This is a genomic window from Melioribacteraceae bacterium 4301-Me, from assembly GCA_041538185.1.
Taxonomy (GTDB): Bacteria; Bacteroidota; Ignavibacteria; order Ignavibacteriales; family Melioribacteraceae; genus Pyranulibacter; species Pyranulibacter aquaticus.
In genome coordinates this window covers 86,032-99,798 of the sequence record JBGORM010000007.1, presented here as the reverse complement: position 1 = coordinate 99,798, position 13,767 = coordinate 86,032, and the positions used below count along the sequence as shown (strand labels likewise).

The 13,767-nt window shown below is 34.0% G+C and carries 9 protein-coding genes and 2 tRNA genes; 5 read left to right on the top strand and 6 right to left on the bottom strand.

Annotation, left to right across the window (positions count from 1 at the left end):
* Positions 1–280 precede the first annotated feature (280 nt).
* The gene (locus ABRY23_12105; protein MFA3783794.1) at positions 281–586 is read left to right on the top strand and encodes a hypothetical protein; all 306 of its coding nucleotides are present in this window, start codon (positions 281–283) and stop codon (positions 584–586) included.
* A 266-nt stretch (positions 587–852) separates the two neighbouring features.
* Here the strand turns inward: ABRY23_12105 and ABRY23_12100 are convergent.
* The 3 genes from ABRY23_12100 to rnhC form a co-directional block, all read right to left on the bottom strand.
* Positions 853–926 (bottom strand) — tRNA-Asp (locus tag ABRY23_12100).
* Positions 927–1,009: 83 nt separating this feature from the next.
* A complete protein-coding gene (locus ABRY23_12095; GenBank protein ID MFA3783793.1) occupies positions 1,010–2,107 on the bottom strand; it encodes a 6-phosphofructokinase in 1,098 nt (365 codons plus the stop codon).
* Positions 2,108–2,184: 77 nt separating this feature from the next.
* Positions 2,185–3,084, bottom strand: coding sequence for a ribonuclease HIII (gene rnhC, locus ABRY23_12090; GenBank protein MFA3783792.1), 900 nt, complete (start codon positions 3,082–3,084; stop codon positions 2,185–2,187).
* 188 nt (positions 3,085–3,272) lie between these two features.
* Between rnhC and ABRY23_12085 the strand changes: the two genes are divergently transcribed.
* The 3 genes from ABRY23_12085 to ABRY23_12075 all read left to right on the top strand — a co-directional run bounded on the left by ABRY23_12085 (position 3,273) and on the right by ABRY23_12075 (position 3,944).
* Positions 3,273–3,359, top strand: a tRNA-Ser gene (locus ABRY23_12085).
* A gap of 2 nt (positions 3,360–3,361) precedes the next feature.
* Positions 3,362–3,604 carry a GIY-YIG nuclease family protein gene (locus ABRY23_12080; protein MFA3783791.1) on the top strand — a complete coding sequence of 81 codons (243 nt, stop codon included), beginning with the start codon at positions 3,362–3,364 and terminating at the stop codon, positions 3,602–3,604.
* Positions 3,605–3,764: 160 nt separating this feature from the next.
* Entirely contained in the window at positions 3,765–3,944 is a 180-nt protein-coding gene (locus ABRY23_12075) for a GIY-YIG nuclease family protein (GenBank protein MFA3783790.1), read from the top strand.
* 145 nt (positions 3,945–4,089) lie between these two features.
* Here the strand turns inward: ABRY23_12075 and ABRY23_12070 are convergent, their stop codons facing one another.
* Entirely contained in the window at positions 4,090–8,094 is a 4,005-nt protein-coding gene (locus tag ABRY23_12070; GenBank protein ID MFA3783789.1) for a choice-of-anchor D domain-containing protein, read from the bottom strand.
* A 606-nt stretch (positions 8,095–8,700) separates the two neighbouring features.
* On the opposite strand from ABRY23_12070, the gene ABRY23_12065 reads away from it, so the two are divergent.
* Positions 8,701–10,023 (top strand): nucleotide sugar dehydrogenase, encoded by a 1,323-nt coding sequence (locus ABRY23_12065; GenBank protein MFA3783788.1) that lies wholly within the window; start codon positions 8,701–8,703, stop codon positions 10,021–10,023.
* Positions 10,024–10,558: 535 nt separating this feature from the next.
* Here ABRY23_12065 and ABRY23_12060 read toward each other — a convergent pair.
* Both ABRY23_12060 and ABRY23_12055 read right to left on the bottom strand, forming a co-directional pair.
* The gene (locus ABRY23_12060) at positions 10,559–11,857 is read right to left on the bottom strand and encodes a T9SS type A sorting domain-containing protein (GenBank protein MFA3783787.1); all 1,299 of its coding nucleotides are present in this window, start codon (positions 11,855–11,857) and stop codon (positions 10,559–10,561) included.
* Positions 11,858–12,064: 207 nt separating this feature from the next.
* Positions 12,065–13,405 (bottom strand): cohesin domain-containing protein, encoded by a 1,341-nt coding sequence (locus ABRY23_12055; GenBank protein ID MFA3783786.1) that lies wholly within the window; start codon positions 13,403–13,405, stop codon positions 12,065–12,067.
* Between the last annotated feature and the right edge of the window lie 362 nt (positions 13,406–13,767).

The following is a 13,767-nucleotide window of genomic DNA, read 5'->3' as shown; positions in this document are numbered from 1 at the left end:
ATTTTTTAAGTGTGTAACGGTAAGACCTTTCACCTGTCCCCCAGACTATCAATAACAAGTAGAATTTAAACTTCAGTACAACATAATATATTCACAAACAAATTTCACACTTCTTTCCCTTATCTCCTTTTTGCTTCTTCATCTAACACTTTATTAATCAGCCTTTTTGGTTGTAATGTCTAACCCAACAAATTTTATTGGGAATCAACCACTTCATAGATAGAAATATTCATTAAGCAATTAAAAAATCACTTGAAAATTAAGTCTTTTATTGGAACTAATGAGAATACTATTTGGATTCAAACCTGCTTGCATCAGGCAAGTTTGGACAGCTTTGATAACATTGCTTATTCTAAAGTTTCTTAAGGAAATAGCAAAATTCCCCTGGAGTTTATCTAATTTGATAGCTTTTCTGCAAATAAATTTATTTAACAAAATAAGTCTTAATGAATGGCTGCATAATCCATTTGAACCAAGAGATAAGTTTGAGCCGAAAAACTTACAAACAAATTTATTTTTAACTAGGGGATTAAATTTGAAAAAAGAAAAATCTGTCCAACCTAGCTTGCTTTTGATTAATGTATAATCATTTGTAATTTATTTTGAACAGCAGTGATCTTACAGAGGCTGTAGATGCATTCCACGAAGTGATGAATTATCATCAAACTACTTCAGTTTCTACTTCAGTTGATTTTCCTTTAAACTAAAAAAGCCCTGTAAATTCTTTACTTACAAGGCTATCGAGCGGGGCCGACGAGACTTCCCGCCTTCGGCGGGACGACCTCCTGCGTGACTCTTTAACTTACTCAATGAAATAAAAAACCTGATTTCTAAATCAGGCTCTTTATTCTGCGGGGCCGACGAGACTCGAACTCGCGACCTCCTGCGTGACAGGCAGGCGTTCTAACCAACTGAACTACGACCCCGGGAATTAATTAACAATTTGCAATGAACAATTATCAATTAAGGCGGACTAAATTAGCAATATTAGTGAATCCAAACAAGCGTTCTATAATTTTTCCGTGCCAAAACTTACTCCGACTGCATGAGCTGCTAAGACAGCTTGGTCAGTTGCTTTAACAAGTTTTTGACGCGAAATAGCATCTTCAATTTTAACACTTTTTATTTCCCATCCTCTTAATGCCACCATTTTACCAAATTGTTTTTTTATGGCTAACTCAATTGCACTAGTCCCAAATTTCGTGGCTAAAATTCTGTCAAATGGAGTAGGACTGCCTCCCCGTTGCAAATGACCCAAAACAGCGTATCGTGTTTCTAAACCTGTATTTTCAGAAATTTTTCTTGAAACCAACTCTCCTATTCCACCAAGTTGGACTGGATCAGTACGTTTAGGGTCTTTTCCTTTTATAACTATATTTCCATCTTTTGGTTTTGCACCCTCTGCAACACAAACTAAACTAAATCTTTTACCCATCATATTTCTTTGAATCACTTTATCATAAACAAATTCCCAATCAAATGGGATTTCTGGAATTAAAATTATATCTGCTCCTCCGGCTAATCCGCCATGAAGGGCAATCCAACCTGCATATCTTCCCATCACCTCAATTACCATTACACGATGATGTGAAGAGGCTGTAGTATGCAATCTGTCAAGTGCTTCGGAAACTACAAATACAGCAGAATCATGCCCAAATGTTTGGTCGGTGGCTTCTAAATCATTATCGATAGTTTTAGGAACTCCAACTACATTTATTCCCATTTGAGAAAGTTGATGAGTAATGTGCATCGTTCCATCACCGCCAATTGCTATTAACACATCAAGTCCCCAAGCTTCATAATTTTTAAGAGCATCTTTCGAGCGATCAATAATTTTGATTTTCCCATCAAATTCTTCCGGCCAATGGAATGGGTCACCCTTATTTGAAGAACCTAAAATAGTTCCACCAGTAGCAAGAATGCCGGAAACATCTTTATTATATAATTCCATTGCTTTACCTTCTACCAATCCTTCAAATCCATCTAGTATGCCAAGTACTGTTAATCCGTGGTCGTGGGCAGGTTTTGTTACACCTCTAATTACTGCGTTTAGTCCAGGACAATCACCACCACCAGTTAAAATGCCAATACGTTTTACTTTTTTCATTTACTATTCCAGAAAATTTAATATTATATTACAAAATTAATACTTTGAAAAGAAATTTATTCAGCTAATTGCAAATACTAAACTTTACTTGTTATTTTAAAGTGTTCCTTAGCCAATTCGGATAGTTTATCCTTACCATATTTTAATACAATATCCTTCGCAATTTTCTCTACTGATTCAGAAGAACCCTTTGGTAATTCTAAGCCATTCTTTTTTTGTTCTTCAAACCAGCTGTTAACTCTGTTTCTAGCCAATATTGAAGCAGCAGCAACACCAATATATTTTTCTGCTTTCTGAAATTGAAAGAATTCTATGTTATTGAACTCATTGGAAAATGATAGTTGTAAGTTTTCATTGCTAAACTTGTCAGTAATTATATAACTACATTTTTTCCTTTTCAAAAGATTTTCAATTGCTTTTGAATGTGACCAGTTTAAAATTTTGTTTAGGTTCTTAAAACTTTTGTAAAGCTCGTTATATTTTAAGGGGGTGATAATTACTATTTCAAAGTCATCAGAAAATCTCTTCTTAATTTGATTAGCAATAAATGAAATTTGAGTATCTGAAACATCTTTACTATCTCTTACACCAAGTTTTAATAATTCTTTTTTGGATAATTCATTAACATAAAAAGCTGCCGTAACTAAAGGACCAAAAAAATCACCTTTGCCAGATTCATCACTTCCTATATACTCATCAGGCTCAAGTATCTTTTCTTCGGTAAATTGAAACTTAGGTTCATCAGCTATTATTCTTTCAACTTCTTTATAAAGCTCATTTTCAGCATTCCCCTGTAAAATAACTTTGATGCCTTTTTTCCCAAAGTAGACTTGTACCTTAACTTTTTGATGATTCTTTTCCACAGTTAATTCAAAATTGTAATCCTTTTTTTCAATTGCAGAAGGATTAAAAAAATTATTTTTCAGCAGAAGAGATATTTTTTCTATTAATTCTTCGGCTACCTTTTCGTTTTGCATAATTAATTAAATAATGTATTTACAAGGGAGAATCATGCCCATTCAATATTTTTCATCATTTATGAATATATGCATTCAAATGGAGAAAATCTGTTTTTTTTACTATTCTTGTAACCGTTTTTCTAATATTTTTACTAATAACTGTTCTTAGAAGACATCTTTGTTTAGCAAATCAGTCATCTTAATTTGGAGAGGTGGCAGAGTGGTTGAATGCGGCGGTCTTGAAAACCGTTGTAGTCGCGAGGCTACCGGGGGTTCGAATCCCTCCCTCTCCGCAATGTATTACACTTATATCTTAAAAAGTCAATTTAACGGTACATATTATAAAGGTTCTACTTCTGATTTAGAAAAACGACTCAAATTCCACAACGCCGGTAAATCCAAATACACTAAAAAATACCGACCTTGGAAGCTCCATTATTATGAATCTTTCGAAACGAAAACTGAGGCCATAAAACGAGAATTATTTTTTAAGAGCGTAGAAGGTCATTTCTGGCTAAAGCAAAATGGAATAATCTAAAAAACAACTGAACCTTTGATAGGTTGAATGCGGCGGTCTTGCCGCGAAGCGGTCACTTCGTGGCCGCGAAGCGGTCACTTCGTGAAAAACCGTTGTAGTCGCGAGGCTACCGGGGGTTCTCACGTAGTGATCACTTCGTGAGAATCCCTCCCTCTCCGCAATGTATTACACTTATATCTTAAAAAGCCAATTTAACGGTACGTATTATAAAGGTTCTACTTCTGATTTAGAAAAACGACTCAAATTCCACAACGCTGGTAAATCTAAGTATACTAAAAAATACCGACCTTGGAAGCTCCATTATTATGAAAGCCTTCATAAATTATCAATTAAAAATTAGAAATTAGGAATTGAACTGCTATTTCTAATTCCCCTTTAACAATTCCTAATTATTAATTCCTAATTCCTAATTCACCAGTTCTATTTGCTTTTCCAGACAAACCGTTAAGTTTTATAAATCTTGTAACATCAGATTCGATGTTTATTTATCTGAGCAATATCATCTTTCTTGCCCCATTATATTGCCATCTCTTACTGCCAGACAAACCTTCCGCCTGAATTCTTACCAAATAAACTCCTGAGGATAAATTTGCTGCATTGAACGTAACTGAATGATATCCCGCATTCTCCAATCTGTTAACTAAAACTACTACCTCTTCTCCTAACAAATTGTAAGCTGTTACTTTTACATAACTATCAACCGGAAGCCCATAGCTAATTTTTGTTGCTGGATTAAATGGATTAGGATAATTTTGATATAAAATAAATTCCTTCGGTATTTCACTTCTCTGATTATCAACAGATAAGGGCTCATCAATAATTTCAATAAAAATGCTTGTTTTTGCTGATGCACCATATTTATTTGTAATTGTTATTTGTATCTCCGCCTTGCCGTAATTGTTCTCTTTCGGTTTTATTTCTAAATTCCCATTAGCTTTGTCAAAGCTATAATTTATTTTACCAGTTTTTTCTTTGAAGCTAAAATCCAATAATGAATCCGGTGTAGTTCTATCCTCCACATATTCCCAAAGATTTAATTTAATAGATTCATTTTGCTTTATGCTAAAACTATCTGGCAGGTTTGAGATTGATGGAGTATCGGTAGGTAAAATTATTTCCACTTCTCTCTGTAGAATTTTACTTGAAGCTTTCCCATCACCTACTATGAATTGAACTGCTCGCCTAAGTGAACTTGGCATATTTTTGTTCTTTAAATAAAATTTTACAGATCTCAGTGCAGTTTGATAATTTTCTTTTGTGTCTTTTCCAAATAGTGTAAGTCTGCCTAAATCTTTATAGTAAATTCCTTTAATATTAGAAAAATCATCGAACAGTAACGTATCGCTTTTTGAGTCGTAGTTAATTGATATTTGTACAGCAGCAGATGTAATCTCTTCGTCATCATAATCTTCAATTGTTATTGAATCGGTAATTCCAACAGCATCGCCCAATAAATTATATCTTAATATTGACGTTTCTAAATCCCTTAGTTCCGGTGAATGATTCACTAATCCTACTCTTACTACTCTCATTCCTTCTTCACTGTTAGATTGATAATCATATACCTTAAATTTAATTGCTCTCTCTGTTACTTTTTTGTGAAATTTATTTGTGTTACTGTATTTAACAGTTCTCAATACATCTTTGTACTCTTTAACTGATAATTCCTTCTCGATAACTAACTTCCCGCTAAGTGAATCCCATACCCCAAAATTACTAATCAATTTATCTTCTCCTTTCGCATAAGTGCCTCCAGCTATCCATATTTCTGCCTTTGCTAATGTGCTGTCATCTCTATCAATTATTTTTATGCTATCTGAAATATTTAATTCCTCTCCCTCGTTTATTTCCTTTACTGATTTTTCTATACCCCGAAGTTCAGGTGAGTCATTTACAACTATTATGTTTATTCTTCTAACTAATTTATTCCCAAATGATTGTAATTTTTTGTTAGTACCAAATTGATTTTTTTGCACTGATAAATTTCCACTTATGCCATCATCTACCTGAAAACTTACTTCACGTTGTTTAGTTGACGGATTATCTGATGAATTGTAATAACTTACACTTCTTAGTGCATTTTCATAATTTGTTGTATTGGAAATTCCGCTTAGTATTAAACTTCCATTTTTTGAATCCCACGTACCCTTAATCTCATCTTCTTGATTAAAATATAGAAAATCTTCTCCCTCCGTATAATTTCTACTTATTTGAACTACAGCTCCCACAATGTTCTCGTTGTCAGCATCTTTTACTCTTAAGCTCTTAGTCAACTGCACAGGAAAATCATTTTCATAATAATTTATCTCCTCATCTTCTATGTCTGTTAATTCAGGAGGATTATTTACGCTTACTACTGTTAATTTTCTCCCCAATAAATTACTGTTTGTTTCTCCATCATTTACCATAAAATTTATTTTTCTTTCTGTAACACTGGGATTTTGACTTTTATTATAATATCTCACACTTCTTAATACACTAATGTAATTTTCAATAGCTGAAACACCGCTTAAGATTAACTTACCGTTTAATTCATCCCAATTTGCCATTATTTCATTTGTTGCCAAGCAGCTTAAAGTATCCTCTCCAGCTCGATAACCTTCTGCTATTTGCACTTCTGCATGACTCATTGTCTGATTATCAACATCACTAATTTTTATAGAATCTGTTATTTGAATAAGTGAATCGTTTTCTGTGTAAATTAATTCTTCTACTTCAATGTTTGATAAAACCGGCGAGTCATTTACCGATATTATTTTGACTGTTCTAGTTACTGTATTGCTGTAATCTTTTCCATCATTAACTGTAAAACTAATTGTTCTTGAAGTTGTGTTGGGGTTATCGCTATTATTAAAATATTTTACAGAGCGAAGGGCAGTTTGATAATTACTTAAACTTGCTGCTCCAATTAAATTTAACTTCCCAGCTAATTCATCCCAATTCCCAATTATACCATTTTGATCTGCAAACATTAAAAAATCTTCACCAACAATATAATTATCGACTATTTGTACAGCAGCGTCTGTTAAAAATAAATTGTCCGGGTCACTTAATTCAATGCTGTCTGTAATCTGAAGCGGCTGTGAATTTTCCTCATAACTTAGTAATGTACTTTCAACATTTGATAATAACGGAGAATCATTAACACTTGTTATGTTAATTGTTCTCGTTACGGTATTACTGTTATCTATTCCATCATTAATTGTAAAACTGACTATCCGCTGTGCAATTGTAGGACTATCGCTGGTATTTTGGTATTCGACGGAGCGCAGAGCTGTTTGGTAATCTGCTTGACTTGCATTGCCAGTCAAATATAACGTACCTGTTAATTCATCCCAAGTTCCACTAATTCCATTTTGATTTGTAAAAAGTAATTTATCTTCTCCGCTAACATAATTTTCTGTAATTTTTATAATTGCACTTGCTTGAGGAATATTGTACAGATCGTTTAACATTATAGAATTAGTAATTTGCCTGCCGCCTTCTCTTTCAGTGTATTCCAAAGGTAAGTTCTCTATATTGTATAAAGAAGGTATTGTCTTATAACCCTCACCTTTAATGGCAAAAGAATAGGGATTTTCATCATTGTCATCATTTGCTATTGAAATAGTTGCGCTTCTTGTACCTAATGCGGTAGGATTAAAAGTAATTTTAAAAATAGTTGAGTCTCTTGATAAGATAGTTTGAAAAGGAATTTGAGTTACTGTAAAATCTAATGAATCGCCGGTAATAGTTATGTATGGTGAAGTTCCAGTCAAACTTAATAATGCTAATCCAGTATTTTCTATTACAAATTCTTTCTCAATTGCGTCTGTTACTATGTTGACGTTGCCGAAATCCGTATTATTATTTATTCGTGGTGAAGAATCGCCATTTAAGATAGCAATTCCATTTCCTTTAATATCAATTTCAGGTAAGAACGGCTGACCAGTTACATTGCCAACACCGGGAGAAAATTTAGAACCGCCTCCTAAAATTTCAGTATGTTTTACAAAAGCGCCTGTTATATCTGGATTACGCGCTAATGATTGATCATAATTACCTTCAGAACCGTAAGTATAACGTGCTACTACAGTTCCTAAAGAATTTTTAATTATAACGGCTTCATTTGAGTTATTTAATAACAATGATCCAGTGGATGCTGTTTGTATAATTGCACCACCAAATGTACCTGTTGGTGTACCACCTCCGAAAACGACAATAGCTCTTCCTGGTAAAAGAATTGTACCTGTGGGGAATATATGCCTTAAAGCAGTTGAATCTGAAAGCGTCCAACCACTAATGTCTAACGCTATGCTGCCTGCATTAACCAATTCTACAAATTCGTCCTTATGTAAATCAGCTGCTCCATCACCATTTGCATCACCCGTTGAATCAGATGGCGGGTCGGCTAATATTTCATTAATTACTAACGCAGATTGACTATAACAGAGAGCTGCAAAAAAATTTATTAGAAGCAAAAAGACTAAAAAGAGCCGTAAACATTTCACGTCTTACCTCTTTAATTAAATTAACTTTAATTAAGATTTACGTGCGCCCTTGTTAAGAAAAGAAGTCATTAATTCAATATTGAGGAAATGTAATTTTAATATATTAAGTGATTCTGTAAGTTTCAAGGAATTTTTTAAAAGTGATGTGCAAATGCACCACTTCGTGGGGAAACCCCGACCCTACAACCTTTGAATCATCCGTTTACATTTCTACATGTGGGGTCGATGCGAATACGCCACTCGTAGAAATTCGCCACTTCGTGGGTGGGTGGTGAATTCTCATCATGGATGAACTCTCTAAATACCATGCCTTTTTCTTTGCTACCTTAGTAACCTAAACAAAGAAAAAGAAACCAAACCTTATTAGCTTATTGATAAAGCCAATAACAGAGTAAGCTAAACTTAGTTGTTAATGTTATCTAACCGATTTATACATTAGAAGCATGAGAATCTGATTTCTATTTTTCTTTTATATACATGAACACACTTAATTTTCATAATTTATTGCATAAATTGGGATATATATTATAAAATTAACTCATAAATTTTTTTGAAAAAGAAAATTATTAATTTAATGCCAAGGTAATAACATTTTACGGAGTTGAGATGGATCTACTGAAAAAAATACACAGCAAATCGGCTAAGATTGGAATTATTGGCCTTGGTTACGTCGGTCTACCATTAGCATTAGAATTTGCAAAAAAGGAATTTGTTGTATTAGCATTTGACATTGATAATATCAAAATAGAAAAACTTCGTAAAGGCGAATCTTATATAAAACATATAGAAAGCGAAAAAATTAAATCTGTGTTAGATACTCAAAAATTTATTGCTGAATCTGACTTTACACGATTAGCTGAAACTGATGTAATAATTATTTGCGTACCAACTCCGCTTAATGTACACCGGGAACCAGACTTAACATTTGTAATCAATACTTCAAAGACTATTCAAAAATATATTAGAAAAGGTCACTTAATTGTGCTTGAATCTACAACGTATCCAGGCACTACAGAAGAAATTTTACTTCCGCTTTTTGAGAGACCAAGACCAAATGTTAAGTATAAAGTAGGAAAAGACTTCTTCTTGGCTTTTAGTCCAGAAAGAGAAGACCCGAACAATTTAGAATACACAACCTCTACAATCCCAAAAGTAGTAGGAGGGATAACAAAAAAATGCACTGAAATTACCTGTGCTTTGTACGATAAAATAACTATTGAAACAGTGCCAGTCTCTTCTGCAAAGACTGCCGAAGCAACGAAATTGCTTGAGAATATCTACCGCTCTGTAAATATAGCTTTGGTAAACGAACTGAAAATGATATTCGACAAAATGAACATTGACATTTGGGAAGTTATAGAAGCTGCAAAAACAAAACCGTTCGGTTTTCAAGCTTTTTATCCCGGGCCTGGACTTGGTGGTCATTGTATTCCTATCGACCCATTTTATTTAAGCTGGAAAGCAAAAGAATATGATTTTACAACAAAATTCATTGAATTGGCTGGTGAAATTAATACTCTACAGCCATATTATGTAGTCGAAAGGCTAACCGAATTATTAAACAAGCGGAACAAACCTATAAAAGAATCCAAAATTTTAATTGTTGGTGTAGCTTATAAAAAAAATGTGGATGATTTAAGAGAATCCCCAGCATTAAAGTTGATTGACATATTGCAAAAAAAAGATGCTACAGTAAAATACTTTGACCCTTTTATTCCAAAATTGCCAAAGACAAGAAAATATGAATTTGTTATGAAATCAATTGCGCTGACAAAAGAAAACCTAAAACAATTTGACGCTGTATTAATTGTAACCGACCATGATATGATTGATTACAACTTAATTGCAAAAAATTCGAAACTGATAATTGACACAAGAAACATCATGGGAAGATTGGGGATATTTTATAATAACATTTTTAAATCATAGCATTTAGGTCGAGGAGACCTCGACCATACACCAATTGAATCATTTGTTTTATCACTGTAGGGGCAAGGTCCCCTTGCCCTCCCATCAGTTTTCATTGGCTGTATGAATCAGCTCATCCAGTCCAAACATCAGGTTCACCAATGATGGTCGAGGAGACCTCGACCATACATCGATTGAATCACACGTTTCACCAATGTAGGGGCAAGGTCCCCTTGCCCTCTCGTCTGTGATTAACACAATAAACCATCTGTTGTTTAACGTACAACTAACCACATGATTGGTCGATTCGAATGCACCACTTCGCGGGGTAACCCCGACCCTACTAAGGGTGGTATTTAAAACCTGGGGCTGTCTAAAAAGTAAGATTTTTCCACCAGAATGCGGCGGACAAGTTAGAAAATAGAACACAGACAACACAGATTTTCACAGCCTGCCTGCTGAACGAATTCATTCGGCAAGCAGGATTTTTCATTTGAACAATTACTTTCCACAAGGTGGTGAATTCTCATTAGTCAGCCTCTTGGGGAGTGGGCATTTATTTTATTAGCAACATCTTTTTCGTTGAAATGAAATTTGTTTCTTTACCTGTAGTATTACTGTGTGCTTCAAGTCTATAAAAATAAACTCCCGACGGTAAATTAATTGCATTAAATAATACCGAATGATTACCTGCCGAGATTTCACCATTTAACAATGTACTGATTTCCTTGCCAAGTACATCATAAACTTTTAACGTTACATAAGAAACATGCGGCAAAGTAAATGAAATATTTGTCGTTGGATTAAAAGGATTTGGATAATTTTGAGATAATGTAAAGTTGGTTGGAATTTTGTCTTCAGAAATAACTGGTGTTGGTTTTTGAGGATTAAACAACAACTCTATATAAGGAACAATTTTACCATCTTCCCCTTTACCTCCAAAGACTACCACAGTATTTTCGTAACTTACTAACATTGGATTTATTCTAGCATATTTTAATGGGGCACCTTCATAGACCGAAACTGTACCATCTCCGTTAAATATAACCTTCTCAGTAGTTTTCATACCGTTTTTCTTCCCCTCATTGTAACCACCAACTATAAAACCCATTTGCAATTGCTGATTATAAACAGCAGCACCCCCAGCTCTTGGTTCTATTAGTGTTTGCGGTAATCTTTCTAATTGTTTAGTAGAAATAGAAAACTTGCTAATCCAGTTTAATGGAACATTATAATTACCACCATAAATATATATAGCATCATTTACAAACATCGACATGTGTTCCTGGGGCTTTTCCATACTTGGAAAATCCAAAGTAAAAAGAACTTTTTTATTAATAAGATCATACTGAACAATATATGGAATATTTTCAGAACTATTAATTTTGTTCCCTCCAATTAAATAAATTGAGGTGGAAACTAAATGTCCAGTGGCATATTGCCTTGAAAAAGAGTCTTCATAATCATAAACTATTGAAGAATCTCCGGCTAATATGTCCCAGCTTTCTATACTGTTATCATATCCATTTACTAACGGTACTCCACCCAGAGAAAAAATTTTATTATCAAAAAGAGCAGTTACAAAAAAGCTTCTAGCAGTTTTCATATGCCCTACAATTTTCCATTTGCCGCTCACTAAATCAAACTCTTGTATCCAATCAACCACTTCTTTTAATGAATCCGAATAGCCACCAAGAACATAAAACTTCGGTAAATCATTCACTTTCTTGTACACCACCCTCGCTGCCGAAACTGGAAATTTCATAGGTGTACCTACTACCCGCCATTCCTCTTGTCCTTGTTGGGCATATACTTTTAATAAGAATAATATCATAAAAATAATAAAGACTTTCACACTTTTTCCTTTTCTTGCCATATTATAGTACAATTTCTATACCAATGTTATTTTGATAATATAACATTTCAAAAATATAATAAAAGACTTGGTCTCTATACGTTAGGTTGAATAAAAATTCACATAAAAAAGAGATGAAACATGGAAAACTATTTGCTAAAAAACACTTAACTTATTTTCTTAGTTTAATTCTAACCTTATAAGGTACTATTTAAGCACAATCATTTTTTTAATAAACTGCCTGTCATCCACAACTAAAGTATAAAAGTATATCCCACTCTGCAAATTATTCGCATCAAAATTAATTCTGTAACGACCTGGTGACATATCCTTATTAACCAATTCTGCAACTTTCTGACCTAAAATATTATATATTTCCAATGTAACATGCGTTTGCTTAGGTATTTCAAATTCAATTGTAGTAGATGGATTAAAAGGATTAGGATAGTTTTGGCTTAGAGAAAATATTTTTGGTAATCCATCATTTTTTTGAACACCTGTGACCGTATCAGCAACTATTAATATTTTCGAAGAGATAGTACTAGCAGTTCCATCGCTTACTTGAACTTTCACATTATACGGTAGTCCAGCTTGCGCTGGTACTGGCGCCCATAAGAACTTTCCAGTAGTAGACATGCTAGCATTACCAAGATCATTGCTAACTAAACTAAAAACTAATGGATCTCCGTCTGGGTCTTGAGCCTCATACTGGAATTGATAATATACCGGCACATTATGAACGGGTACTCTCGTGCTGTCTGCAGGCTCTTTTGTAAAAACTGGAGCCCTATTTGTATTTACAACTGTGATATGCACTGTAATTTGTGAGGTTGAATGGCCGTCATTAGCATAAAAAATCACATCGTATTGACCAGCTTGTTCATAATTGGGCTGCCAGGTGAATACACCAGTTGTTGAATCAAAACTTGCACCCTGCGGAAGAGTTCCATGCGTTAAAACTATAGGATCATTCTCTGGGTCAGTTGCACTAACTGTAAATGTTAACGTATCTCCTTCATTTACAGTTTGGTTTGGTATTGAATTAAAAACAGGAGGATTGTTAACAGCATTTACAGTAATAATCCCATTTGTAACAGTGAAAGCAACTGCTTGAACGTTTTCATTATAGAACTTATTACTATAAGTACTATCAAGGTAAATGTTTGAGTTGCCGGCAGTTTTAAGTTTTATATTAAGATACACTAAAACACCAGAGCCACTAAGCGGGTGATTTCCAGTTGCCCACACAATTCTAATAAAGCCATTAGTTGTATCTGGATTTACTTGAGGGTCCCCTGCACCCGTCATAACAGTCCCAGTAGTACTAATCCCATTAATTTTCATAATTGTTTTATCGTAATCAATTTGTATTTGATATGAATATATGTTGTACGATGTTAAATCATTAACAGTAACTGGCAAAGACTTAACTTCACCAGGCGCACCAGTAGTACTTGGTAATGTAATTTGTATTTGTGCTATTGATAATTCAGAAACAAAAAACATTAGCATAAATAAGTAGAAATAGTTAATTGATTTAATTTTCATTATTCCCCCTTTAGGATTTGTTATTATTCATACCACAAAATAAAAAATTTATTTGTAAAGTAATATTTTTTCTTTAATTATCAATTGCGAATTATCAACCACAGCATTTGAATCATCCATTTTATCAGTGTAGGGGCAAGGTCCTCTTGCCCTCCCGTCTGTAATTAACACAATAAATCATCCATTGTTTAACGTACAATTAACCACATGATTGGTTGATACAAATACAGCATTTCGTGGGGAAACATCGACCTTTGAATCACCCGTTTACATTTCCATACGTAGGGTCGGGGAGACCCCGACCCTACAACGGTTGAATCACCGTTTTATCGATGTAGGGGCAAGGTCTCCTTGCCCTCCCA

Excerpts from the sequence above, each read along its gene's own strand:
- ABRY23_12065 (MFA3783788.1), top strand. The coding sequence starts at position 8,701 with ATGGATCTACTGAAAAAAATACACAGCAAATCGGCTAAGATTGGAATT.
- ABRY23_12075 (MFA3783790.1), top strand. The coding sequence starts at position 3,765 with ATGTATTACACTTATATCTTAAAAAGCCAATTTAACGGTACGTATTAT.
- ABRY23_12105 (MFA3783794.1), top strand. The coding sequence starts at position 281 with ATGAGAATACTATTTGGATTCAAACCTGCTTGCATCAGGCAAGTTTGG.
- ABRY23_12080 (MFA3783791.1), top strand. The coding sequence starts at position 3,362 with ATGTATTACACTTATATCTTAAAAAGTCAATTTAACGGTACATATTAT.
- ABRY23_12055 (MFA3783786.1), bottom strand. The coding sequence starts at position 13,405 with ATGAAAATTAAATCAATTAACTATTTCTACTTATTTATGCTAATGTTT.
- ABRY23_12095 (MFA3783793.1), bottom strand. The coding sequence starts at position 2,107 with ATGAAAAAAGTAAAACGTATTGGCATTTTAACTGGTGGTGGTGATTGT.
- rnhC (MFA3783792.1), bottom strand. The coding sequence starts at position 3,084 with ATGCAAAACGAAAAGGTAGCCGAAGAATTAATAGAAAAAATATCTCTT.